The organism is Moraxella sp. E33BD (genome assembly GCF_041807865.1).
GTDB classification, from domain to species: domain Bacteria; phylum Pseudomonadota; class Gammaproteobacteria; order Pseudomonadales; family Moraxellaceae; genus Moraxella; species Moraxella haemolytica.
In genome coordinates this window covers 1-26,027 of the sequence record NZ_JBGTZD010000004.1, presented here as the reverse complement: position 1 = coordinate 26,027, position 26,027 = coordinate 1, and the positions used below count along the sequence as shown (strand labels likewise).

The 26,027-nt window shown below is 42.7% G+C and carries 22 protein-coding genes; 9 read left to right on the top strand and 13 right to left on the bottom strand.

Annotation, left to right across the window (positions count from 1 at the left end; all coding sequences use genetic code 11):
- Positions 1 to 264: 264 nt before the first annotated feature.
- From asd to infA, 4 genes are all read left to right on the top strand, one after another.
- On the top strand, positions 265 to 1,395 hold the full coding sequence (gene asd / locus ACERC6_RS03070; protein ID WP_373628691.1) for an aspartate-semialdehyde dehydrogenase: 1,131 nt from the start codon (positions 265 to 267) through the stop codon (positions 1,393 to 1,395).
- Between the two features lie 94 nt (positions 1,396 to 1,489).
- Positions 1,490 to 2,473: an asparaginase domain-containing protein gene (locus tag ACERC6_RS03065; RefSeq protein ID WP_373628692.1), complete on the top strand. Its 984-nt coding sequence runs from the start codon at positions 1,490 to 1,492 to the stop codon at positions 2,471 to 2,473.
- Positions 2,470 to 3,354 (top strand): tRNA pseudouridine(38-40) synthase TruA, encoded by an 885-nt coding sequence (truA, locus tag ACERC6_RS03060; protein ID WP_373628693.1) that lies wholly within the window; start codon positions 2,470 to 2,472, stop codon positions 3,352 to 3,354. Before ACERC6_RS03065 ends, truA begins: the two co-directional genes overlap by 4 nt.
- A gap of 173 nt (positions 3,355 to 3,527) precedes the next feature.
- Positions 3,528 to 3,749, top strand: a complete 222-nt coding sequence (gene infA / locus ACERC6_RS03055) for a translation initiation factor IF-1 (RefSeq protein ID WP_029102801.1) — start codon at positions 3,528 to 3,530, stop codon at positions 3,747 to 3,749.
- Between the two features lie 262 nt (positions 3,750 to 4,011).
- Here the strand turns inward: infA and ACERC6_RS03050 are convergent, their stop codons facing one another.
- Complete coding sequence (locus ACERC6_RS03050) at positions 4,012 to 4,704, bottom strand: alpha/beta hydrolase (protein WP_373628694.1); 693 nt, start codon at positions 4,702 to 4,704, stop codon at positions 4,012 to 4,014.
- 225 nt (positions 4,705 to 4,929) lie between these two features.
- Here ACERC6_RS03050 and ACERC6_RS03045 point away from each other — a divergent pair, with 225 nt between their 5' ends.
- Both ACERC6_RS03045 and ACERC6_RS03040 read left to right on the top strand, forming a co-directional pair.
- Positions 4,930 to 5,826 (top strand): neutral zinc metallopeptidase, encoded by an 897-nt coding sequence (locus ACERC6_RS03045; protein WP_284672941.1) that lies wholly within the window; start codon positions 4,930 to 4,932, stop codon positions 5,824 to 5,826.
- A gap of 519 nt (positions 5,827 to 6,345) precedes the next feature.
- Positions 6,346 to 7,218, top strand: coding sequence for an ATP-binding protein (locus ACERC6_RS03040; protein WP_373628695.1), 873 nt, complete (start codon positions 6,346 to 6,348; stop codon positions 7,216 to 7,218).
- An 84-nt stretch (positions 7,219 to 7,302) separates the two neighbouring features.
- Here ACERC6_RS03040 and ACERC6_RS03035 read toward each other — a convergent pair whose 3' ends face one another.
- The gene (locus ACERC6_RS03035; protein WP_373628696.1) at positions 7,303 to 8,592 is read right to left on the bottom strand and encodes an adenylosuccinate synthase; all 1,290 of its coding nucleotides are present in this window, start codon (positions 8,590 to 8,592) and stop codon (positions 7,303 to 7,305) included.
- A 93-nt stretch (positions 8,593 to 8,685) separates the two neighbouring features.
- Entirely contained in the window at positions 8,686 to 9,915 is a 1,230-nt protein-coding gene (locus tag ACERC6_RS03030; protein WP_373628697.1) for an ATP phosphoribosyltransferase regulatory subunit, read from the bottom strand.
- A gap of 373 nt (positions 9,916 to 10,288) precedes the next feature.
- On the opposite strand from ACERC6_RS03030, the gene corA reads away from it, so the two are divergent.
- The gene (corA, locus tag ACERC6_RS03025) at positions 10,289 to 11,548 is read left to right on the top strand and encodes a magnesium/cobalt transporter CorA (RefSeq protein ID WP_373628698.1); all 1,260 of its coding nucleotides are present in this window, start codon (positions 10,289 to 10,291) and stop codon (positions 11,546 to 11,548) included.
- Here corA and ACERC6_RS03020 read toward each other — a convergent pair whose 3' ends face one another.
- The 10 genes from ACERC6_RS03020 to rsmG all read right to left on the bottom strand — a co-directional run bounded on the left by ACERC6_RS03020 (position 11,549) and on the right by rsmG (position 22,298).
- Positions 11,549 to 12,343, bottom strand: coding sequence for a TIGR03915 family putative DNA repair protein (locus ACERC6_RS03020; protein ID WP_373628699.1), 795 nt, complete (start codon positions 12,341 to 12,343; stop codon positions 11,549 to 11,551).
- A 9-nt stretch (positions 12,344 to 12,352) separates the two neighbouring features.
- On the bottom strand, positions 12,353 to 13,609 hold the full coding sequence (locus ACERC6_RS03015) for a putative DNA modification/repair radical SAM protein (RefSeq protein WP_373628700.1): 1,257 nt from the start codon (positions 13,607 to 13,609) through the stop codon (positions 12,353 to 12,355).
- A 234-nt stretch (positions 13,610 to 13,843) separates the two neighbouring features.
- Complete coding sequence (truC, locus tag ACERC6_RS03010) at positions 13,844 to 14,563, bottom strand: tRNA pseudouridine(65) synthase TruC (RefSeq protein ID WP_373628701.1); 720 nt, start codon at positions 14,561 to 14,563, stop codon at positions 13,844 to 13,846.
- Positions 14,563 to 15,570 (bottom strand): DNA polymerase III subunit delta', encoded by a 1,008-nt coding sequence (locus ACERC6_RS03005; RefSeq protein ID WP_373628703.1) that lies wholly within the window; start codon positions 15,568 to 15,570, stop codon positions 14,563 to 14,565. Before ACERC6_RS03005 ends, truC begins: the two co-directional genes overlap by 1 nt.
- A 76-nt stretch (positions 15,571 to 15,646) precedes the next feature.
- Positions 15,647 to 16,426 carry a 3-deoxy-manno-octulosonate cytidylyltransferase gene (gene kdsB / locus ACERC6_RS03000; RefSeq protein WP_373628704.1) on the bottom strand — a complete coding sequence of 260 codons (780 nt, stop codon included), beginning with the start codon at positions 16,424 to 16,426 and terminating at the stop codon, positions 15,647 to 15,649.
- Between the two features lie 201 nt (positions 16,427 to 16,627).
- The gene (gene lpxK, locus ACERC6_RS02995) at positions 16,628 to 17,638 is read right to left on the bottom strand and encodes a tetraacyldisaccharide 4'-kinase (protein WP_373628705.1); all 1,011 of its coding nucleotides are present in this window, start codon (positions 17,636 to 17,638) and stop codon (positions 16,628 to 16,630) included.
- Positions 17,635 to 19,437: a lipid A export permease/ATP-binding protein MsbA gene (gene msbA, locus ACERC6_RS02990; protein WP_373628706.1), complete on the bottom strand. Its 1,803-nt coding sequence runs from the start codon at positions 19,435 to 19,437 to the stop codon at positions 17,635 to 17,637. Before msbA ends, lpxK begins: the two co-directional genes overlap by 4 nt.
- Before the next feature lie 148 nt (positions 19,438 to 19,585).
- A complete protein-coding gene (locus ACERC6_RS02985; protein ID WP_373628707.1) occupies positions 19,586 to 20,632 on the bottom strand; it encodes a ParB/RepB/Spo0J family partition protein in 1,047 nt (348 codons plus the stop codon).
- Between the two features lie 97 nt (positions 20,633 to 20,729).
- Complete coding sequence (locus ACERC6_RS02980) at positions 20,730 to 21,548, bottom strand: ParA family protein (protein ID WP_373628708.1); 819 nt, start codon at positions 21,546 to 21,548, stop codon at positions 20,730 to 20,732.
- A gap of 84 nt (positions 21,549 to 21,632) precedes the next feature.
- Entirely contained in the window at positions 21,633 to 22,298 is a 666-nt protein-coding gene (gene rsmG / locus ACERC6_RS02975; RefSeq protein ID WP_373628709.1) for a 16S rRNA (guanine(527)-N(7))-methyltransferase RsmG, read from the bottom strand.
- Positions 22,299 to 22,762: 464 nt separating this feature from the next.
- Between rsmG and ACERC6_RS02970 the strand changes: the two genes are divergently transcribed.
- Both ACERC6_RS02970 and ACERC6_RS02965 read left to right on the top strand, forming a co-directional pair.
- Positions 22,763 to 25,105 (top strand): AAA family ATPase, encoded by a 2,343-nt coding sequence (locus ACERC6_RS02970; protein ID WP_373628710.1) that lies wholly within the window; start codon positions 22,763 to 22,765, stop codon positions 25,103 to 25,105.
- A 471-nt stretch (positions 25,106 to 25,576) separates the two neighbouring features.
- Positions 25,577 to 25,951, top strand: a complete 375-nt coding sequence (locus ACERC6_RS02965) for a hypothetical protein (protein ID WP_373628711.1) — start codon at positions 25,577 to 25,579, stop codon at positions 25,949 to 25,951.
- Positions 25,952 to 26,027 lie beyond the last annotated feature (76 nt).

Genomic DNA, 26,027 nt, shown 5'->3' with positions numbered 1-26,027 from the left:
CATTGCCGTGGCTAAAGCCACCCAATCTCCTTATCATCTATCCATGTGCATATTATAAAACGATACATGCAGACATACCATCAGCCATTACCGCCACAAAATGTAAGAAATCGCCGACAGATAACTTTATTCATAAAAATCACAAAAAGCACTTGATTTTTTATGAATAAAAGTGCATAGTTATAGGCTTATTTTTAACAACTTAACCAGTGTGATGATTGGTCGGCTTAGGCTAATAATCACACTCCATTAAAGGTAAATGCAATGGCAGAAAAATTAGTCGTAGGCTTAGTGGGTTGGCGTGGCATGGTAGGTTCTGTGCTGATGTCTCGCATGACTCAAGAGGGTGATTTTGAGCATATCACACCTGTATTTTTTTCAACCAGCAACGCCGGTGGTCAAGCACCGAACTTCGGGGTTGATGCAGGTACACTAAAAGACGCTAACGACATTAACGAACTTGCCAAATGCGATGCCATCATTACCTGTCAAGGTGGCGACTACACCAAAGCCATTCACCCTGCCCTACGCCAAAGCGGTTGGCGTGGCTACTGGATTGACGCAGCAAGCTCTCTACGCATGGACGATGATGCAGTCATCATCTTAGATCCTGTGAATCGTGATGTGATTGATCAAGCTCTAGCCAACGGTCAAAAAGATTTCATTGGTGGCAACTGCACAGTGAGCCTGATGCTCATGGCAATTGGTGAACTTTTCCGCCGTGGATGGGTTGAATGGGTGTCTGCCATGACTTATCAAGCCGCCTCTGGTGCAGGTGCCGCCAATATGCGTGAGTTAATCACAGGTATGGGTGTACTGCGTGATAGTGTTGCTGACGAGCTTGCCAACCCTGCTTCTGCCATTTTGGACATCGACCGCACCATTGCTACCACTCAGCGTTCGGACGACTTTCCAAAACAAAACTTTGGTGCAGTCTTAGCAGGTAGCCTAATTCCTTATATTGATAGTCAGCTTGATAATGGTCAATCTCGTGAAGAGTGGAAAGGTCAAGCCGAAACCAACAAAATCCTAGGAAAATCAGGTAATGAACTCATCAATATTGACGGCATCTGTGTGCGTATCGGTGCGATGCGTTGCCATAGCCAAGCCCTAACCATCAAACTAACCCAAGACATTCCACTAGAACAAATCGAACAAGCCTTGCGTGAAAGCGATAATCCTTGGCTTGATGTGGTTGAAAACGACAAAACTGCTAGCATGGAACGCCTAACCCCTGTAGCAGTTACTGGCACACTAAATGTAGCGGTTGGTCGTTTGCGTAAAATGAATATGGGTGGTGAGTACCTAACAGCATTCACCGTAGGCGACCAGCTATTGTGGGGTGCTGCTGAGCCACTTCGTCGTATGCTCGCCATCATTCAAGGTCGCATTTAATCCTTGTAAAGAATACAAAAAAGCATGCTATTTTAGCGTGCTTTTTATGTTATGATATGCATGATTTTAGCTTTGTTGTCTTATCAAAACCATCATGAATCACACCACCCACATCATCTATGCTGGCGGAACTTTTGGTAGTCATGGCACACCATTATCGCCCTTGCCTGCGGACGAATTTTTGCCAATTTTAAAAACACAATTCTCCGATAAATTACCAGACATCACCATTGATATTTTACCCAATTTACTCATCAAAGACAGTAGTACACTCACTCCAAGTGATTTTGTGCATTTATACAGCTTAATCTTGCAGGCTTATGCGGTCGGTGGTCGGCGTTTTGTACTAATTACAGGCACAGACAGCCTAAGTTTTTTGGCGGCATTTTTAGCCAATGCCTTTAGTGATTTTAAAGACATTAGCCTGATTATTACAGGCAGTATGCAACCATTGTTCATCGCTGACAATCCCATCTACACCATCAATGAGAGTTCAGATGCTTGGGTAAATTTATCAGCAAGCATCATGGCTACAACCGAACACACAGGGGTATTTGTGCAATTTTATCACAAGCTCATGTATGCCCTTGACACCCAAAAGTTAAATAGCCAAAATCACGATGCATTTATTGGCAAATTGGTAAATAATAAAAAAACCGACCAAACGGTTTTTAATCAGAAACCATTCAGCATACAGTCAGTGCTTGATGACAGATTGGCTCACCTGCCAAAGCTAATCGCCAACGCCAAGCATACGCACATCACTGCCATATACTGTCTCCCCAATGATGTTGCCAACTTAGAACATCAACTAAGGCATCTAAGCGGTAATACCAAGTCAGTCATTTTAATCGGCTTTGGTGCAGGCAATGTGCCATCATCACCCACACTAATTGACCAAATAGTAAAACTTACTCAGCAAAATATCCGAATCATCTGCACCACCATGTGTGCTTTTGGTGGCACGACCGCCGACTACGCATCGGGGGCTTGGCAGTATGAATATGGGGTTGAGGCAAGCGATAAAAGCATTGCCGGTATCTATGGTCAGACACTTTGGCAGGTTTTACAACCATGACAGACAATCTAAAACAAACTGCACCAACGGTATTGGTCGGACAACCTACCCAAAAACAGGTGCAAACTTATGCCATTGGCATTGAGTTCATCGGTACAAATTATCGTGGCTGGCAAAGACAGCAAGAAGTAGACAGCGTACAAGCACGCCTAGAATCCGCCATATCCACCATCGCCAACGAAACTGTAGAAGTTATCGCTGCAGGTCGTACCGATGCTGGCGTTCATGCAGGCAATATGATTGCACACTTTACCACCACTGCAAACCGTACTGAGTACAACTGGATGCGTGGGGTAAACACCCTGCTACCTGATGACATCGCCTTACGCTGGATTACCCCCATGCCGTCCGATTTCCACGCACGCTTTAAGGCGATTGCTCGTCGCTATCGCTACATCACACTCAATCAGCCTTACCGCCCTGCTATCTTGCGTCATCAGGTAACCCATGTTTTTGAGCCACTTGATATAGATCAGATGATAAAAGCCAGTAGACTTTTGGTCGGCACGCATGACTTTACTAGCTTTAGAGCAGCACAGTGCCAATCCAATCAACCTGTACGCACAGTCAGTCATACCCATCTATTTCAGCATGGAGCATATCTGGTGCTAGATATACAAGCTGATGGCTTCTTGCATCACATGGTGCGAAACATCATGGGAGTACTGTTTGCCATTGGCAAAGGCGAGCTTAAGGCAGATGATGTTACACGATTGATTCACGCCAAAAATCGCTGTCTTGCCCCACCAACCGCCCCTGCTGATGGGCTGTATTTCATCAATGCCTACTACCCCAAGCACTTTCAGGAGTTACTACCAAATGCACCATTGACACCATTATGGCTTGGGCTTTTAGATGATTTTCACATCAACCAAAGATAAGGTCATATAAAGATGGACCAGTCATGTTATTTTATCGCTTGCCTAGCCCATCAGACCGCACTGCACATCTCTAGCAGATACCAACCATCGCATTAAGAAAGCAAGGGTAAAACCTAGCTTTTCATGAAAATATCAGCTATAATACCCCTTTATTTTTTAACTTAATTTGACTTATGGCAAAAAAAGACGACATCATCGAATTTGAAGGCGAGGTAATTGACACCTTGCCAAACACTCTATTTAAAGTCCGCCTAGATAACGGACATGAAATCATTGCCCACATCTCTGGTAAAATGCGTAAGCACTACATTCGCATCTTAACAGGCGATAAGGTGAAGGTTGAGATGACCCCATACGACCTATCTAAAGGTCGCATCACCTATCGTGGTAAATGATCAAAACCCAGTCTTTTGACTGGGTTTTCTTTATCAATCACGATGGCTTGTCTGTGAACTTGGTTGAGTATGGCTTAAGTGAGTTGGTCGCTAGCCGTATGTTTGGCAAACCTTGCCAAACATTTAGCACATCATTGTACCACCCCAAACAGAAGGCTTTGCCATTAAAAACCACCCCAAAGGTTAGAGTTTAGATATCTAACTCCAACCCTTGGGGTGTAGTTCAACTTCGGTGGTTTCTTGTATTGGGCAACACTGACTTTTAAGTACACACCATAAACATCTCTTTTATCCATGCACCAATTGACTTAATTTGTGGCAAACACACCTGATGTGTCATTGGATAGGTGCTAAAAACAGGGGTTAGACCCAAGTTATCTAGCGAATTTTTTGCCTGCTCGCCTAAGATTTTTGGAACAATATTATCATAATCACCATGATCAATTTTTACCAAAATATCGCCGTTCACACCTGCATCTTTGATGCTGTCTTTGGTGGCAAAATAGGTGGATAACGCCAGTAAGCCTGCAATCTGGTATGGTGTGGTAAAAGCATGGTGATACGCCACCGCACCACCTTGCGAAAAGCCTGCAATGATGATATTTTGACTAGGCACACCTTTTTTAATCTCTTGCTCAATCAAATCATCAATAGCACGAGCAGACGATTCAATCTGTGCTATATCCACCTTTCTATCCAAACTCATCTCGATGATATCATACCAAGCAGGCATCACATAGCCACCATTGACCGTTACAGGGATTTGTGGTGCGTGCGGAAATACAAAACGCACTGATAAATCGCCTAAGTCAAGCTCAGGCACCACAGGTTCAAAGTCATGACCACTTGCCCCAAGCCCATGTAGCCAAATCACGCTGTGGCGGATGGGGGAATTTGTGGGATTGTGTTCCACCATGACGCATGATAAAGGCTGATGCTTGACCGATTTGTTCATTTTATTATCCTAATTTTATCTTAACCAATGCACACTAAAACAATTTTAGTCGTACAGTACCCACTCATCAGTAGGTAGTAAATACCGCACCATCATATCACAAAGTCATCATATTTATCCAGATTTGCAAAAACCACATGGCAGGTGGTGAATTTTCCCCATTTTCAACAAAAAATCGTTATAATAAGCACCTTATATTTCATTTTATTTTTAAGGTCAAACATCATGCAGTGGAAAGGTCGCAGACAAAGCAGTAATATTGAAGACCGCCGTGGTAGTACACGAAAAGTCGGTGGTGTGAGTATTATTGGCTTGATTTTAGCACTCATTGTTTGGAAAATTTTTGGTATCAGTCCAGAGACCACCTTGGGCATTACCGAACAAATCACTCAAAACAGCCAAATCACCCAAGCCCCCACCCAAGAAACCGCTGAACAAGCTGAGACTCGTGCTTTCGTTGCCACCGTCTTGGCGGATACCGAAGATGTCTGGATACCGATTTTTAATCAGCTTGGTGGTACTTATCAACCGCCCAAACTTGTCATGTTTAGTGGCACGGTCCAGTCTGCTTGCGGTTCTGCAACTTCAGCCAGCGGTCCTTTTTATTGCCCTGCCGATCAAAAAGTCTATTTAGATACCAGCTTTTTTAAAGCAATGCGTACACAAATGGGCATCTCTGGCGAGAAAAACGCCACCGAGCTTAGCCAAAAAGACCAAGCAGCTGATTTCGCTCAGGCTTATGTCATTGCCCATGAGGTCGGTCATCATGTACAAACCTTACTGGGCATATCAAATCAAGTACGCCAAGCTCAAAGTCAAACAGATCAAGCAACCGCCAATAATCTGTCAGTACGCCAAGAACTACAAGCAGACTGTTTTGCTGGGCTGTGGGCAAGACATAATCATGAACGCACGCAATTTCTACAAAAAGGCGACATTGAGGAAGCTTTAGATGCCGCCGAAAAAATCGGCGATGACTATTTACAACACAAATCACATGGGCACGCCGTACCAGATAGTTTTACACATGGCACAAGCAAACAGCGTCAGCGTTGGTTCTATCGTGGTTTTGAGTCTGGCGACATTAAGCAGTGCGACACTTTCGCTACTCGCCAATTATAATTATAAAAACGCCATCAACTTGTTTTGATAGCGTTTTTATGCTTTTAGTCATGTAGTTCATAAAATTGACAATATATAGCGTATTCCTTAAAGAATACTTTGGCAAAACTGTACTCTTTGATGATTATCTAATTGCCCCCTGATAGAATCAACTGCTTCACGCAAACCATGATACAATATCGTATTTTGTTTACCAGTTGAACAATAAAATGGTAGTATACCACCAGCTCTTTTGTGTTTAAAAACCAGATAAGTAGTACTACCATCTGCCGGTATCTGAAATGCAAATGGTTTAATTATATATTTAATATTTGTGCCATTAAGATAGATTTCAATATCATGATTTCTACATATTTTAAATGTACACTTAGTAATTGCTCAGATAGTATTTTAACTTGTTGTTGCACTTTGTCAGATTGCATCTTTTGTCTTTGCATATACTCTTTAATCCCTAAATACCATGATTTCATTATTAAACCCCATCAATTTTAGTTCAGCTGTTAAAAGACTTGGATAAACATGAATATACTAACCTTACCTGAACCACTAAGTTCACTATTAACCCAGTTTTTAACTCAGCATACCAACTCGCCCATCGTCATTGATCCAAATATTTTAGCTTATCGTTGGGTTGGTAGCAAGCATGGGCAATTAATACCACTTGATGTGGTTTTTGGAGTGGACTTAGATGACCTTATGGGCATTGAGACCCAAAAAGACAAGCTAATTACCAACACACGCCAGTTTCTATCAGGGCTGCCTGCCAATCATGTGTTAATGACAGGCTCTCGTGGAGCAGGTAAATCATCATTGGTGCGAGCTCTACTCAAACGCTATCATAGTGCAGGACTGCGAGTCATCGAAGTAGCTCGTGATGATTTGGTACATCTGGATCAAATCCGTCAAGCCATCAAAACATCACAACAAGCAGACAATACCAACCACTACATCGTGTACTGTGATGATTTGGCATTTAATACTCAAGATGAAAACTACCGCACCCTAAAAAGTGTACTTGATGGTGCTTTAGATAGTGAACAAGAAAGACTGCTTGTGTACGCCACCAGCAATCGCCGCCACCTACTGCCACAGATGATGAAAGACAACATCAATATCTACAACGGTCAGACTGATGAGGTTAATCCCTACGAGACCATTGATGAGACCGTCTCATTATCAGATAGATTTGGTCTATGGCTATCATTTTATCCAATGAATCAAGACACCTATTTAAACATTGTTGCAAACTATCTTACCAAACATGGCTTGGCATTTGACGAGGTGGCACAGCAAGAAGCCCTAAAGTGGGCAAGCACTCGTGGCGGTCGTTCTGGTCGCATTGCTTATCAGTTTAGTCGCCATTGGGCAGGCATGAACCAACTACAACAATAACCGCCATACTCATTAACCATACCAATAATAAAAAACACACCATTAAGATGTGTTTTTTATTATTGGTATGGTTAAAAAAGGCAATTATGCGTCATAAGGGTCTCTTAGCACAATCGTCTCCGCACGGTCAGGACCTGTTGAGATGATATCTACAGGACAACCAACCAACTCTTCAATACGCTTGATATAAATCTTGGCATTCTCTGGTAAATCTTCAAACTTGGTAATTCCAATGGTTGATTCGCTCCAGCCTGCTAAAGTTTCATACACAGGCTCAACTTTCTCATAGAACTCTGCATCATAAGCCCCTGCACATTCACTCTCTGGCACACGGTATTTAGCAGCAATCTTAATCTCATCAAGACCATCTAACACATCTAGCTTGGTTAAGCAGATGCCCGACATTGAGTTTAGCACCACCGCACGACGCAGGCTGACTGCATCAAACCAACCGCATCGGCGAGCACGACCTGTGGTCGCACCAAACTCATGACCTACTTTTGCTAGGTGCACACCCACTTCATCAAATAGCTCGGTTGGGAAAGGACCTGAACCCACACGAGTGGTATATGCCTTGGTAATGCCAAGCACATAATCAAAATACAAAGGGCCTAAGCCTGTACCTGTCGCTACACCGCCTGCTGTCGTATTTGAGCTGGTAACAAATGGGTAAGTACCATGATCAATGTCAAGTAGCGTGCCTTGTGCTCCCTCAAACATTAAGTTTTCACCAGCATTACGGCGTTTTTCTAGTTCATCAGTCACATCAACAACCAAATCCCTAAGTTCATCTGCCCACACTTTGCACAGCTCAAGCGTTGCATCATAATCGATGGCCTCCACCTGATAATATTGAGTTAAGGAAAAGTTATGATATTCTAACAGTGCTTCTAGCTTTTGGGGCAAATCCGCTCTAAATAGGTCAGCCACTTTTAAGGCACGGCGAGCCACTCTGTCTTCATAAGCAGGGCCGATGCCACGACCTGTTGTGCCGATTTTGGCATCGCCACGCTTTAGCTCACGAGCTTGGTCTAGTGCGGTATGATATGGCATGATGAGTGGGCAAGCAGGCGAGATACGCAGACGCTCACGCACAGGCACGCCTTTTTCAATCAAGCCGTTCATCTCTTTTAACAATGCATCAGGGGCAAGCACAACACCGTTACCAATAAAACAAGTAACCCCCTCACGCAAGATGCCAGACGGGATTAAGTGAAGTACAGTCTTCTCGCCACCAACAACCAATGTATGACCTGCATTATGACCACCTTGATAGCGTGAGACTGCTGTTGCTTTTTCGGTCAAAAGGTCAACAATCTTACCCTTGCCTTCATCGCCCCATTGGCTACCCAATACTACGACATTTTTACCCATAATCTTTCTTCCTCAGTTAACAATCATTTTAATTCTGTTGTATCGCCAATCATAGCAATAATAAAAAATTATTCAATCGGTGCCATCAAGCCACTAGTCATTACCAACCAACTGTACCACCCACACTCCATCATCAAGGTGTAATACGCCATCAATCATTTGCGGTTTGTCATCAAAGGATAGTGGCTTGATAACGATACAGCCCTCATCTTGAAGTGTAGCAATTTGTTTGTCTAGGTCGTCTTTTTGGTCATTATCGGCACGGCACAAATCATCATAATCCACTACAATCACAGTATCTTCTTGTAGTTCAACATATTCAAGCAGGCGATTCATATCCATACTAAAACCTGTTGCCTGTCGCCCTGCTCGTGCACAAAAACGCCCACCACGCACCAAAGGTTGTGTCTGTGCGATGACCGAACGATTCAAATAAACATTAAACACAAGTCCTGTATGGTAGTGATAACCAGACAGCTCAGTAATATCAACACTAACGCTCATGCCCAGTGCTTTGATGTGCGATGACAAAGTGGCAATCTCAGTCGCCGCTTCAACAATCGGCGTGCTATCTTGAGCCTTTTTGGATAATTTTGACAATAGATTGTTTGCATCAGGTATGGCATCTTGGGCAAGCGTGTGCTGAGCAAGCACCAAAAAATCTGCCCCACCTTCAATAGATAGGCACAATGTCTCAAGTTCGGGCAAATCTTTTTTGATATACAACGACATAAGCGTATCAATGACCGACTCTTCGGTATGATGTAGCGTGCATAACGCATCAAAAATCACCACATGACCAACATCAATATGCAGATTATCACGGCTCATGCCAATCTCATCGGTCAATGCCACCAATAGATCAATGAGTGCCATCTCGGCATTGACATGGCTTATCCCAAAAATCTCCGCCCCTAGCTGAAGTGGTGTACGCAGTCCAAACAGTCCATTAGGCAGCGTCTTAACCACCTGACCAATATAGCAGTAACGACTCACTCCATCGCCATGCTGTGCGTCAATACGAGTAATCTGTGGTGTAATATCCGCTCGCACGCCCATCATGCGACCTGTGAGCTGATCCACCATCTTGAAAGTCTGACGCTTTAAATCCTCATCAGCACCACCAAGCAAAGTCTCGGTATATTCAATCAAAGGCGGTGAAACCAACTGATAACCATTGGCAGTTAGAACAAATAGTAGTGCATCTCGCAGACTTTCTTGTTTTTGAGCATCTTTAAATAATACATCTACCACGCCATCTGGCAAAAGCCAGTTTTTGGCATCAGTACGCTGTAGGCTAGTCGCCATCGTGCAGGTCGGCACAACAAACCCCTATTCATTAGTGATGGATGAATAAATAAAAATAGCAAGTCATCACTTGCTAGAAAAAACACCCTACGCTTATAAAAAGACCATTAGGATTTTGATTGGTTTTTTCCTCCTTAGTTTATCATTAAATTACTAATACGACTAGGCTAAATTATAAATTATTTTAACAAAGTATCACTCAAACAACGATTTTTTAGAATCTTTCTAAACATACAGCCCAATCAACCACTGGGTAATTCTATGGTATTTATACAATACCCACCTTTAATCATCATTACCAATTCGTTAATTTATGATGAAAAGTGGCGTAAATATTGCTATAATACGCCGATTTGCATCACATTATTTTACACCAAGGGGAGTAGCCATGCCGAATAAGCACCACACGGACGATATGAACACCCCCAAATGCGATACCATTGAAGAGTATCTCAATGCACCAAATGAACCATCAAGACACCCTACTACACCAACCGATGATGAACTGACCGAAGAGTATGATGAAGAGTTGTCATTAGACAGCCAAGACAGCTACATCTATGGCGATGCTGATGCCACCGATGAAGACACCATCGAAATCATGACGGTGTACGACCCAGATGCCGATCGCTTTGAAGACCTAGAAGACTCTGGCGATAATGAAACCATTGTCTGCTATTCTTATTCTAGAAAAACAGGCGAGCCCATAGAGCAGTTGCACATTGATGATGTCAGCCGTGCCTTAACCAACAACAATCAATTCATCTGGCTTGGTCTGTATGATCCTAGCATTGAGACCGTTCAAGAAGTCAAAGATGCCTTTGACTTACACGAACTTGCCTTAGAAGACGCCCTTGCTGAACACCAACGCCCAAAGGTTGAAAGCTATGGTCATGATATGATTTTTGTGGTGGTGCGTACCGCAAAACTTGAGGACAATCAAATCCGCTATGGCACAACAGCCATATTTATGGGAAAAAATTTCATCATTAGTATTCGCCGTGGTGCTTCCAACTCTTACGCACCTGTGCGTGAGCATTATCATCGCCGCCCAGAACGCCTAAGATTAGGACCGATTTTCGTCTTGCACGCCATCTTAGACTTCATTGTTGATAATTATTTACCAATCACTGACCGACTGGGGAATTATTTGCGTGAACAAGAAAGAAATATTTTTTCATCAGAATTTAGCCGAGAAACACTAAAAAGTTTATACGAATTAAAATCTCAGCTCGTCCATATGCGTGCGGTCATTTTGCCCGTGCAAGATGTCTGCAACTTTTTTATCAATCACAAAAAAAACGAACTTATCTCAGCATTCCCTGTTGCTGCTCAGCCCTATTTTCGTGATGTCAACGACCACCTACTACGCTCACTTGATGCGGTAAACGGATTAAATGAAATGCTCTCTGTCGCCATGAATACCTATACCACGATGGTAACCATGGGACAGAACGATGTCGTGCGTAAACTTGCTGCATGGGCGGGTATCGCTGCCGTACCAACAGCAGTGGCAGGCATCTATGGCATGAACTTTAAGTTCATGCCTGAATTGACTTGGCAATATGGTTATTTTATCGTCATTGGGGCGATTTTACTCATCTGTATTTATCTTTACTCTAAATTCCGCCGTGCCGGATGGTTGTAGTCAAAACCCTTTTTTCTCGGTAAGATACTGCCAATAACGGCGTGGCATTTGGGCGATGTGGTGCTTGGTGTTGATACGCTCTTTGATGGTAACATGGCGAAAATATGCCTGCCATAACCTTTGGTAAATTGGCTCTTTTTCGCCATGAATGGTGCTTGAATCGTCTAAAAGCCTTTGATCAATATCTACCACCTCACGCACACCTGCCTTAGGATTGGTGTGGTCATAAAATATCCCATAGCCTCTCACCACATCAAAGATTAGCCAGCTTTGATCAGCAAACCGTTTAGCAAAAAAATCCCCAATTAACGGCAAGACATTAAAATCAGGATTAACCTTAGCAAAATACACATCATTATCCGTACATTCAAATCGTACGAATGCTTGCATACGATGCCTCTCCCGCCCAACTTTCTTGATGCACTGATGAACCGCCAAGACATCTGGGTGAGCATAATTTTGCATGACATTTTTGTTGGGATGGTCAAGCTGATGCACTACCACTGATAAAAGATGTGTGTAGATTGTCGCATCTTCTGATAAAAATGCCCAAATCACTTGCCTTAAATCTAAAATTTGCCGAATTTTATCCAGTACACGCAAAGCTTTCTTTTCATCTCTTGGTACTTGTAGCGTGGTCAAAAAAAGATGGGGTATCTCATCATGCTTTGCAACAACAGTAATATGTCGCCCAATCAATCTATGCTCATAAGCATAAAACACCACCGACAGCCAACCCTCAAAACTCCCATCAAAGACCAACGCTACGCCATCATCACCGAACAAATCAACCACAGCCACACCTTAAAATAAAGACAACTGCCCAGTACGCTGTTCACCAAATTTTGTGGTGGTCTGCCCCATCAGAATCTCTCGAAAATTCTCACGAGTCAGTTCGTTTAAATAAGGATTGGGCGTATTTAATGCCACAAAATATCTGGCACGATTGACCGACGCTCCCATTTGTTTGAGATGTTCAAGGGTAAGCGAAGTAAACTTACGAGCCTTAATGATTTTTTTGGCGGTACACACCCCAATGCCTGGCACACGCACAACCATCTGATAGGGTGCTGTTTGGATATTGACAGGGAAGTGTTCACGATGACGAATTGCCCATGCCAGCTTTGGGTCAAATTGTAAATCCAAAAAAGGCTGACCGGCATCAACAATCTCATCTGCCTCAAAGCCATAAAATCGCATGAGCCAATCTGCCTGATACAGACGATTTTCCCGAACCAATGGTACAGGCGTATTGACAGCAGGCAATCTGTCATCAGCAAGCATCGGTACATAACCTGAGTAGTACACTCGTTTTAAATCATATTTTTGATAAAAATGGCTTGATAGTCGGATGATTTGATGGTCTGTCTCGCCTGTTGCTCCGATGATGAACTGTGTGGACTGCCCTGCTGGGGTGAATTTTGGGGCATGTTTATGTACCTTGCGTGAATCCTTGAACTGTACGATTTGTTCTTGGACGGTTTGCATGGGTGCTTTCATGTCGTCATGGTTTTTTTCAGGAGCAAGCAATGCCAAGCCTGACTTGGTGGGGATTTCCATATTCACTGACAATCTATCGGCATACAACCCAGCCTCTTTCATCAATTCATCAGATGCCCCTGGAATGGTCTTTAAATGAATATATCCATGAAAGCCATGCTCGGTACGCAAAGTCTTGGCGACACGCACCAACCGCTCCATTGTATAATCCGCACTCTTAAAAATACCAGAACTTAAAAATAGCCCTTCGATATAATTTCGCCGATAAAACTGCATGGTTAAATCTACAACCTCCTCCACCGTAAAAGCAGCTCTAGGGGTGTCATGGCTACGCCTAGAAGTGCAGTAGGCACAGTCATATATGCAGTAATTAGTGAACAAAATTTTTAATAAAGACACACATCGCCCATCTTCTGTATAGCTGTGGCAAATACCTGACTTTGAAGCATTTCCCAAGCCACCTTGATTTTTACGATTGCCACCACTTGATGAGCATGAGACATCATATTTGGCAGCATCGGCAAGAATGGATAATTTTTCTTCGATACGGATATGATTCATGGATTTATTGGCTATTATTCTAATTGCTGAACTAAAAATTATGTTATGTTTGATATTTGAAATTTTATTATTATCATTGCACCATCGTCATCACTTGATACATACCTGTGCGATACAAGATGATTACTTATTACCATAAATGGGTATCAGCACTCATGAATTAAAGCGGTTCATGAGAGTTTATTAGGTTATTTTTTGTTAAAAAATTATCATTATTATGAATTTTTGTTTTTATTAAGGGCAATTCCACCCAAAATCCACTAGTACCCTACCAAATCCATCATCAAGTGGAGCGACCACTTCTACCCTATTTCCCCTCATGTCATCAAATGCCAAACGATGAGCGTGAAGCAACAACCGTGATACGCCAGTAAATGCTGCCACCGCACGATTTTGGGCGGTATCGCCATGCGTAGTATCGCCCACAATGGGGTGAAATAGGTGAGTCATGTGCCGTCTTAGCTGATGCTTACGCCCCGTAATGGGAGAAAGTTTCATGAGTGAATAGCGAGAAGTTGAGTAGCGTGGCGTAGAAACAAAGGGCATCTGAGTGGTTGCCAAACATTCATAATCTGTGATTGCCACCTCTGCGACTTTATCCATCTTAGCAAATTTATCAGCAATTTTATCCAGTCGCACCTTTAAGGGATAGTCAATCCGTCCGTTACCCGTCAGATGACCACGCACCACCGCTAAGTAGGATTTATCCACTGTATGAGTCTCAAACTGTGCCGATAGCACTCGTGCCGTCTCGCTAGATTTGGCAAACAGTAACACCCCCGATGTTGGGCGATCTAGGCGGTGCACAGGATAAACATACTGCCCCAACATATCACGCAAAGTTGTCATCACAAAGACGGTCTCATGTTTATCCAACCAAGAGCGATGCACAAGCATGCCGGCAGGCTTATTGACAACAACCAACTCGTCATCTTGATATAAAATTTCTAACATCACAACCCCACCAACCGACAACACAGTGTATCATATGCCATCTTTTCTTGCACATTTTGCCCCACAGCCACCATCATCTCATCAAGACTGGCTAAAAACACCTCTATTGCAGGCAAGTTTAACACCTGCTGACTCATCAAGGCTTGAACATCAATATCAGTGTGGCGACTGTCCAAACCCAAGCCTAATCGCACTAAGTCATTTAGCATCAGTCGTGTCAGCGCCACAAAATCACCAAAACCCATCACACCCTGCCAATAATCACTTGCTGCAATGGGCGTTCTTGTTCCACTTCTAAGAGCAAGCCAAGTTTTTAACCAAAGCGTCCGTTGATTAAACCATGCCGTCTGTGGCAATTTTACCGCCTTTAACACCGCCCCATCTGCCAAATCCAGACATAAGCGTGAGAGTGATTCATCACCCAATTCATCAGTTACAAACTCCAATGCCTGTCCATAATCAATACGATTTAATGGCAGATTTTGCACACGGCTTTTGATGGTGGGTAGCAATCTGGCAGGATTGTCGCTAATTAACATTAAATGTACGCCAGCTCGTGGTTCTTCTAAGGTTTTAAGCAGGGCATTAGCCGCCCCCACTGACAGGCTTTCTGCATGGTCAAGTACAATAAGTCTCACACCTTGACCTTTGATATGGCTATACTCTTGTAAGTCTCGCACCTCATCAATCTTAATAGAAGCTCCATCCACCTCCTCACTTGTTGGCAAGCTCCCTGATGGAAGCACCATCAAATCAGGGTGCGTACCAGCAACAAGCCAAGTACAGCTCTCACATAGCCCGCACGCCCCACTTTCATGCTTATTTTGACAAAGTAGCCATGCCATAAATCGCCAGACAAATGCACGCTTACCAATGCCTGCCATACCACTTGCTAAAAGTCCGTGTGGCAGTTTACCATCATAAAACTGGCGAGTAGCTTGTTCCCAAGCCTGTTTTTGCCAAGCAAGTAATGGGGTAAAATAAGGTAGCTGTTCCTGCTCATTCATGAGATGACATCCATATAGGTTTCTTGATGAAATCTTAATATCACACTCTTAAAGTCAAACATCATTACCCCACTCCTTAAAACTTCAAAAGCTCATCTACCGCCATCGCATTTAACCTGTCCAAATCCTCTTTTGTATCAACCCCTAATGGCAGGGCAACTTTGGCAACATCAATGGCAATTCGCCCCCCATTTTCTAAAATACGCAACTGCTCTAGACTTTCTAACTTTTCAAGTTTGCCTTGCTCCCATCCGCTAAATTCTTTTAGCAGTCTGACACGATAGGCATACAACCCCAAATGGCGATAGGCGTTTTTTGGCACATTGCCAAGCTCACCTGTCAAACTACCATCTCTATCGTACGGAATGGGACTGCGACTAAAATACAAGGCTTGATTACCCGCCTTAACCACTTTAACCACTGAATTTTTATAAAAATTCTCAAGATTATCAATGACCTCGCACAAAGTTGCCATCATACAATCAGGATTTTTTAATAAAAGATTTTTGGTTTGCTCTAAGAGTAAAGGTGGAACAAGCGGTTCATCACCTTGCATATTCACCACAATGTCATCATCTGCCAGACCCAAAAGCTCTGCCACCTCGCTTAATCTGTCCGTGCCTGATGCGTGCTCACCTGTCATCACAACAGGTACGCCTGCATCTTGACACACTTGATAAATCCGCTCATCATCAGTCGCCACACACACGCTATCAGCAAAAGTCGCCTTCACCGCTTTATCCACCGTCCACAAAATCATTGGTCTACCATGGATTTCTAGTAAAGGTTTGGCAGGCAGGCGAGTCGATTGATAGCGAGCAGGAATGACAATATGGGTTTTTGGATTGGCTTGCACGAATAACTCCTTAAAGTCATGTTAGATTTTGTTTAAAACAACTTTTGATCATGTGTATTACGGCTATCTTTTAAAAGATTTGATGAATTGAATTGGGCGTTGTTTTTAAGACAGTGTATTTTTTTATAAGGATAACTTATGATGACAGCTCTTGATAAAAATGCGTACAACTTTTGATTTAAAAGCCACCTTTTATCATAATCATGCAATATCAAATCTATCCAATACCGCATCCATCTGCCGATAGACACTCTCCGATAGCACCATTTGCACAGGCAACACCCAGATATTATCAAAAATAGCATGGGGGATATCTTTGGCAAGTTCACGCAGTTTGACAGCGTCTTTGGTGGTGGTGATAATCGGTAAATCAGTCAAATCCAACAGGTCATCAATATCAAAGGCGTGATGGTCACCAAATGGCTTCTCTACCACTTCAAAACCCAAATCTGACAAGGTTTTAAAAAATCGTACAGGATAACCAATACCACTCACAGCATAGATTTTTTGGGGCATTAAAGATGTATCGCTCGCCAATAGTGGTATGGGACGACCAGAGATTAGGTGCATGAGTAGAGCATCGTCAGCATACCGCTCGGCTCGGCTATCATGATAGATAATGGTCGCTCCTGTCAGTCGGTCAAGCGGTTCACGCAAAAATCCCTGTGGAAAGAGTTTGCCATTACCAAACCCACGCATGCCATCAACCACAATCCATTCCACATCACGGTGTAAGGCATAATGCTGTAAGCCATCATCACTGATAATCAGCTGTAAATCAGGATAACTTTCCATCAGTAAGTCAATCGCCTGTCCACGATTTGCCCCCACCACCATCGGCACAAAGGTTTCATTCACAATCAAACATGGTTCATCGCCCACCTCTTTAGGGGTGCTGTTTTTTTGCACAAGGGTGGGATTCTTAGATTCTCGCCCATAGCCACGACTAATCACACCCACCTTTATGCCTTTTTGTTGCAAATAACGCACAAGTGCGATAATCAGTGGAGTCTTACCACTACCGCCTACTGTGATATTCCCAATCACCATCACAGGAATTGGGGCGTGATATTTGGTAAGTGTATGATTATCATACAAGGACTTACGCACACGACCCACCACGCCATACAATGACGACAGGGGGGCAAGAGTATTTAACCATGGGGACTGAGTCTGCCACGCCTGCGTGATAAGAAGTTCGGCTTTTTTCATGCCAGACCGCCCTGATTCACTTCGCTTATTTGCTCATCAAAGGTGCGTTCATACATGGTGCGATACATACCACCTTTAGCAAACAGCTCATCATGCGTACCCATCTCCACAATCTGCCCATTATCCATGACAACAATGCGGTCAGCATTGGCAATGGTAGATAAGCGATGGGCAATGACCAGAGTTGTCCGCCCTGCCATGACTGTCTGCAGTGCCTTTTGGATGTAGTATTCAGATTCGTTATCCAAAGCAGATGTCGCTTCATCTAAAATAAGAATCGGAGCATCTTTTAATAAAGCCCGTGCGATAGAAAGTCGTTGACGCTGACCACCAGAGAGCTGAAGACCATCGGCACCAATAAAACTGTCGTAGCCGTTAGGCAGTGCCATAATAAAATCATGAGCATAAGCATCTTTACTCGCCTGCACTATGTCATCAAGTGGCTTATCAGCGAGCAAGCCATAAGCAATGTTGTGAGCGATACTGTCCAAAAATAGCGTAACTTGCTGATTGACTGTCGCAACCTGCTCGCGCAAAACAGACAGCTTAATCTCGTCAATGGGTATGCCATCTATCAAAACCTGACCACTTGTAGGACTAAGCGTACGAGTCAGTAAATTCACCAGTGTGGTTTTGCCAGAACCTGACCGCCCCACAACCGCCACCGTCTCACCTGCCTTAATAGATAGATTTAAGTTTTTAATCGCCTGCGTACCACTGTCATAAGTTAAATTAACATCACAAAAATCTATATCACCCACAATGGCAGGGGTTAATAACCCTGCATCATGCTCTTCTGGAGTATCTAATAATTCAAAGATAGACAGTCCTGCAGCAATACCCCTCTGAAGTTTTTGGTTGACATCAGTCAAAGCCTTGACAGGGCGAGCCAATAGTCCTGCTGCTACTAAGTATGATGCAAACTCACCTGCACTGGTATCACCCAACACTTGTGGACGCAAGGATAGCCAGATAACAAAGCACATACCCACCGCCATGAGTAACTGGATAAGCGGTGTGTTAATGGCAGCTAAAATGGTGATTTTTAGCCCCTTATTTAAGTTTTCTAAAGAAGCCTTCTCAAATCGCTTAGATTCATAAGCCTGACCGCCATAGTTTTTGACCACCTGATAACCTGTAATGGCTTCATTGGTGATGTGGCTGACTGCACTCATCGTATCTTGAATGTCTATAGATAAAGTAGCAAAACGCCTAGAGACTTGCTTAATCAACCAAAAAATCGGCGGAACAATCACCATTAACACCAGCGTAAGTCGCCAATTGGTATAAAATAAAAAGCCAAACAAAGCAATAACTGTTAGACCATCTTTTAATAGCGTTGTGATGGATTCGGTGGTGGCCGCAGTTACCTGTTCCACATCAAAGATGAGTTTAGAAGAAATTGTACCAACAGGGTTTTTTAGATAAAAATCAGCAGGTAGCTTGAGTAGCTTTTTAAATACTTCCACTCGCAGACTATATACCAAACTCCTTGCCATTACCGCTGCATAATAACCACCCAAAAATGCCCCAACCCCACGAAATACAAACAATAAAATTACCAAAAACGGAAACCAAAACTTGCGTACATTATCGTTGTTATTAATCGCCTCAATAATGTATTCAAAAAGCTTGGCACTCGCCACCTCACTACCCGCACCAATGGCAAAACCAATCACCACCAAAACAAATGCCCACCAATATGGTTTTAGATACGACATCAGTCGGACAAAGATGGCAAACTTATCAGCACGCTCAAAAACTTGCGGTTTAGCGGATTTTTCTAAGGCAGTATTCATGGTATGTTTGCTTGATTAGGCGATGGATTTAGGTAGGGTTGACCAACTGGCTTGGGATAAATTTATTAACTCAGCTGACCCAAGCCAACCAGACAAGAACATAAAAAAGTCGCAGGCGACCGATTAAGGCAGTGGCATAAGATGACAATTACTGTAAGCCAAAATGGGTTAATAATCCTTGTAATTCATCATCGTCATGGAAAAATATTTCCACGCTACCACCACCATTTTTGCTTTGTTTGAGTTTGACCATTGCCCCTAATACCTCAGACAGCTTTTGATTGAGTAGGATAATCTCATGATTATCAGCATTGGCAGGCTTAGCAGGCTCTGGGTTTAAGATGGATTTGACTAATCTTTCAGCATCACGAACCGTCATCTTAGCATCAATAATTTTTTTGGCGATGATGGGCTGTTGTTTGGCAGACAATGACAATAAAGTGCGTGCATGACCCATATCAAGCAGACCTTCTTGCATATATTCTTTGACTGTGTCGTGCAGGTTGTTCAATCGCAGTAAATTAGATACAGTAGCACGAGCTTTGCCGACCACATCAGCAATCATTGCATGGCTCATGCCAAATTCGGTATGAAATCTCTGTAAAGCAGCGGCTTGCTCTAGGACATTTAGGTCTTCACGCTGAATATTTTCAATCAGTGCTAAAGCAATCGCCACCTCATCAGACAGCACCCGCTCAATGGCAGGAATGCTATCAAGCCCTGCCATTTTTGAAGCTCGCCACCGGCGTTCGCCTGCAATAATCTCATGGGTAACGCCCTGCTTTTTTTGCTCACCTGCCAACAATGGACGAATGACAATGGGCTGCATGATACCATGTTGACGAATAGAATTGGTAAGCTCGCTTAGCGTCTCTTCGTTCATCTTTTGGCGTGGCTGATATTTGCCTGATTGCAAACAAGCAGGGTTGATTTGAATTAAGGCGACTCGCTCAATATCATCGGTTATGCCACTTTTTTTAGCCTTGGCTTTTTTCTTGGATTTTTTGATTTTATTCAAACCAGCGGATTTGCCCTTCGTCTCATCATCAAGCAAGCTAAAATCTACTTTATCCGTAACTTGCTCTTGATTAGGCGTGGCTGTAGTAGGTGCAGATTCAATAATCTGCCGTTCTTGCTTAATCTTGCCCATCAGGACATCTAATCCACGCCCTGTACTAAGTCCGCGTTTTTTCATGCTATTTTCCAAGTCAAACCACATGGCACGCCTACGATGCCACTACTAAAATCAGCCCAAAGTTGATATTCTAGCACAGTTTTTGGCTGTTTGTCATTTACCAGTCAAACTGGGCTCGTACTTTAGCTTGGAACCGTTCAGGTTCTTGTGTCTGCTCCACCACTTCATTCATCAGATGATGATAAGCGATTGCCCCTTTTGACGACTTTTCGTAGCCAAAAATTGACTGTCCAAAACTTGGTGCTTCAGCAAGACGCACGCTTCTTGGGATTGCCGTTTTATATAAAAGCTCACCAAAATAATTTTCAAGTTCTACAGAAACATCTTGAGCAAGCGTATTTCGCCCATCATACATGGTGCGAACCACACCACGCACCTTCAAATCAGGATTGATATCTTTAAGTCGTTTGATGGTGTCAATCAAATCCACCACACCCTCAAGAGCATAATACTCACACTGCATGGGAATGATGACATTCTTAGCGACAGCAAAGGCGTTAATCGTCAGCATGCTAAGGCTTGGAGCACAGTCCATAATCACATAATCATAGCCAAATTTTCCACTTTTTTTAGCGGCTTTAAAGGCTTTTTTTAATAAAAACGGTGCATCTTCCACATCAGCAAGCGATACATCAATACCTGCCAAATCACGGTTTGATCCCACGACATCAAAGCCTGCTGGTGCATTTTTTTGTATGACTTTATGTAGTTTTACACCATCAAGCAACACATCAACAATACTCGCCTCCAACTCATTCTTATCAAGCCCTGCCCCTGTAGTGGCATTGCCTTGCGGGTCTAAGTCAATGAGCAATACTTTGTATTTACCAATCACGGACAATGCCGCTGCCAAATTGACCGCCGTAGTGGTTTTACCCACTCCGCCTTTTTGATTGGCAATTGCGATAATTTCCATACGATACCTTAAAATCTACCTGTTGTATTATTAAGCTGATGCTGTTTAATTTTTGATATGATGCAACTTTAAAATGACTTGGTATTATACCCTGCTTAGATACACCACACACCGCTCATCGCTCATCTGTGGCACACTGATGGGCTCAATCTGAACCTGCCAATCAACCAAGCGTGCCACCTCATCATCGGTTGGCATCTTGCCTTTCATGGCATATAAAACACCGCCCACCTTTAGATAGGGATTGGCAAGCTGTGTAAAGTCATCAAGACTGGCAAAGGCTCGAGAAGTAATAACATCAAACACACCTTCAAAATCTTCAATACGCCTTGCCACAGGCGTGATATTATCAAGCCCCAGCTCACCTGCCATCTGACGGATAAAACGCACTTTTTTGCCATTACTATCAAGTGCAACAACCTGCCAATCAGGTCGCATGATGGCAATGATTACCGCTGGTAAGCCTGCCCCTGTGCCAATATCTAGCACACTGACATCTGATTTGTCGGCAAATGGCAAGCCGGCAATGATTGCCAAACAGTCTAATATATGCTTAATAAAGGCTTCTTTTGGTACGGTGATGGCGGTCAGGTTGTACACCTTCGTCCAAAGCAATAAATTATCCAAGTATGCCAAAAGCTGATGGAGTTGTGTCTGACTAAAAGTCAAGTTAAGAGCCTTGGCACTTTGCTGCAATTCTGCAATAAAGCCATCAGCATGGTTAAATATTTTATGGTAGGTATTGTTCATGACATCATTAAATGGTTGTGGTAAAAGGTGAAGTTTATCAAATTTTTAATTTTTAAACAGGTTTTATGCCATCGATTGACGAACAAGGGCAAATTTTTCATGCCTTGATGTCTCTATAACGACCGCCAATTCGCCCAATAAGGCAGTAGGTAAAACACCTATATTTACTTACCTTACCCTTTATGTGCGTTAATTATAGCCTTAGTACATCATTAACATGCCTAACAACACAGCGAAAAACCCAACTGAATTATCATAAATCTTTTTTTGATTATTTTAACATTAAATGAACAATCATTGTACCACTTTGCCATTATTCCAAACAACAACCGCTAAAAAATGCGATTGATATTCGCCAGTAGTGCAGGGAATAACAATCAATTGCTAGCCCATTTCATCAAGTCCCTATTTTGTCGCAGGATTATCTGTTAAAATATACTTTTTTGGATTAGATAATAGCACCAATGACCAATCAATACCCCTACCACTTACCTCACACCGCTCTTACTCACACCACCAACCCCCAAACCCTGCCAGACACACCCCCTGTCTTTGACCCTTATTTTGGACAGAATCGTGCCGTCAAAGCCATACGGACTGCTCTTGATATTAAAGCCAGTGGTTATCATATCTTTGCTGTGGGCGAGAATGGGCTAGGCAAACGCACACTCATCACTCGCCTTTTGCGTGAACGAGCCAAAAACGAACCGACCCCATGTGACCTTGTATTTGTGCATAATTTTGACAATCCACGCCTACCTATTGCCATACAGCTTCCCACAGGGCTTGGCAAGACATTACATCACGACATCAACAAACTTTGGCAAGCCTGCCAAAAAAAACTTTACCAAAAATTCAACAGCCTTAATTATCAAAAACAGCTTGCCACTCTAAAAGAGCAATCTCAAGAGCAAGAAAAAGCACTCATTCGTGAATTTAATATCCTTGCTGCACCTTTTAACATCGTATTAACTTCCGCCATTTTACATGATGAAAAAACTCCTGCCTTCGCCCCACTAGACCATCAAAAACCCATAGATGATAAGGCTCAAAATAAACTACACAAAAAACTCATCAATCTTAATTTTACCCTAGATGAGCTAGAAAACACCACCAATGATAAAATTGACGCTCTAAACGAAAGCCTTGCCAATAAATTATTAATACCATTATTTGAACCATTACTGAGCAAATATCAAGGCATCATTAAAGATAAAAATGAAAAAAACAAAGTTTTAACCCACCTAAAAAATACGCTAGCCGATATGGTTATGTATTCTTTGGAGATTGTAGATAAAGAAGGGGAATTTAGTGGCTCTAATACCCCTGCCAAATACAGCATTAATGTCTTAGTATCACACACACCAGATAGCGGAGCACCGATTGTATTTGAGGAGCTTCCTACACATCTTAATCTACTTGGACATATTGAGTACACCACCGAGCTTGGCACAGCATATAGCGATGTATCCATGATACGAGCAGGTGCATTAATGCAGGCAAATGGTGGGTATTTGATTTTAGAAGCATTAAGTTTATTGGAGCATCCTTACGCATGGCAGGGGCTAAAGCGTGCCTTGCAGTCAGGACAGATTAGATTGTCTAGCCTAGAACAAATGCTCACCTTGACAGGTTCTTTATCACTAGAACCAATGAGTGTGCCATTATCAGTTAAAGTTATCTTGCTTGGAGAGCTAGATTTATATTATGAGTTATTAGAATTTGAGCCTGAATTTAATGCCGTTTTTAAAATTAGAGCCGATTTTAATGATATGGTCGCACGCAATGTTGATCACGAATGTCAAATGATTGCTAAAATCAATGACATTGGTCAAAAACATCAGTTATTGCCATTTGATAATACCGCCCATGCCAAACTCATTGATATCTTATCATTATATTGCGATGACCAATATAAACTAGATTTACATAGCGACCGATTAACCCAACTTTTACTAGAAAGTCATCGTAACGCATTATTAGACAAACAAAAAGTCATTACCGACAAACACATCAAAAGCACCCTAAATGACATAAAAGATAGGCTTGGGCTACTAAAAGAGCTGTATTGGCAAGAAATCAAAAATGGACAGCAACTCATTAGCACCACAGGGACAAAAGTTGGACAAGTTAACGCTTTAACTGTGGTTAGCTATGCTGATAGCGAGTTTGGAATGCCAGCTCGCCTAACCGCTGTCATCGCCCCTAAGTTTGGAACAGGCGAAATCTTAGACATTGAGCGAGATGTGGAACTGGGTGGTAGTTTACACGCCAAGGGAATGATGATCATGACCAGTTTTTTGCGGTCGGTATTTAGCCAGTTTGGGCAAATGAATTTTTCAGCAAGTCTTGCTTTTGAACAAAGTTATGGGCAGATTGACGGCGATAGTGCCACCCTTGCTGAGTGTTGTGCATTACTATCCGCCCTAGCAAATATCCCCATCAATCAATCGCTTGCCATCACAGGCTCCATGAATCAACTGGGGGAGGCTCAAGCAATAGGTGGGGTCAATGCCAAAATTACCGGTTTTTTTGAAGTATGCCAAGAGCATGGCTTGACAGGCAAACAAGGAGTCATTATCCCAAGAGCAAACCTAAATAATCTGATGCTCAACGATGATGTAATCACAGCTGTCAAAAATGGGGAATTTGCCATTTATGCAGTGGACAATATTTATGAGGCATTGCAATTATTAACCGATATGCCAGTCAATGACAAAAATAAAAAAGGTAGTTACAAAAAAGGCACGCTGTTTTATCAAGTGATTAAACGCTTAGCAAGTTGGGAGGATAAAGATGAAAAATAAATCTTTCAAAAGCTACCCCACCCATAAAACCAAGGGCTGTCGCACGATTGTGGATAGCCCTAGATTATAAAGTGGCGTACTACAAACAGGTAATTTAAATGATTGATTTTATTATATTTATTTTTTAAATTTTTTTTCAATACCAACAATAATACCAACAAAATTCAAAGTAACCCCCATTTTTGGCTAAAAATCATGCTCACAAAGCTCTTTTTTTAACCATTCCAAATAGGCGAATTTCTACAACACCGATAACAACGCCTGTGGGTGTTTGGTTGCGATTTTTAGTAGGGTCATCACCCCTTTTGATGGCGTGCGAAAATTGGCGAAAAGCAGGGCGGTTTTATGTAACTTTATGTAACTTTGTTACAGCCCCTACTTTCTCCGTCTTTTCGGAAGTTTTTTTCAAAACAGAATTTTTTTATACACGACTCGGGGTGTGGTGTCCGCTGGTGTGGTGTTTGGCATTTTTTGCACACCCCCCGACTGGTTTCGGTGGTGGGTATACCCCTATGGAATTTTGCCCACACGAAAAAAGTATTAGGGTGGCGGTCTCTAAAGACAAGGGATTTTTACTTTAAACCTACCCCATCACATACCAGCCAGCACGGCTCACGCCTGCTGTTCGGTGCTGGTATGCTTGCCCATGCTGGAGCGGTTCGGTGCTGGTGGTCGGTTCGGTCGGTACTGGTGCTATCTTTGTTGATGGCTATATCTAGGTGGTGGGGCTGGTGTTTGCGTGCTTGTTTTTATTATCAATATATTCACACCTTTTCAAGGATGAATTTAAAAACACACCCCAAAAGTCTGCTAAGTCTGCTAAGTTATTCAAAAAAAGCCTTGTAAGCCTTACCTCATAAGGGTTAAAAACTTTCCACCCATTTGCTAAGTTATTATAAATTTTACCTCAAACACCCTTAAA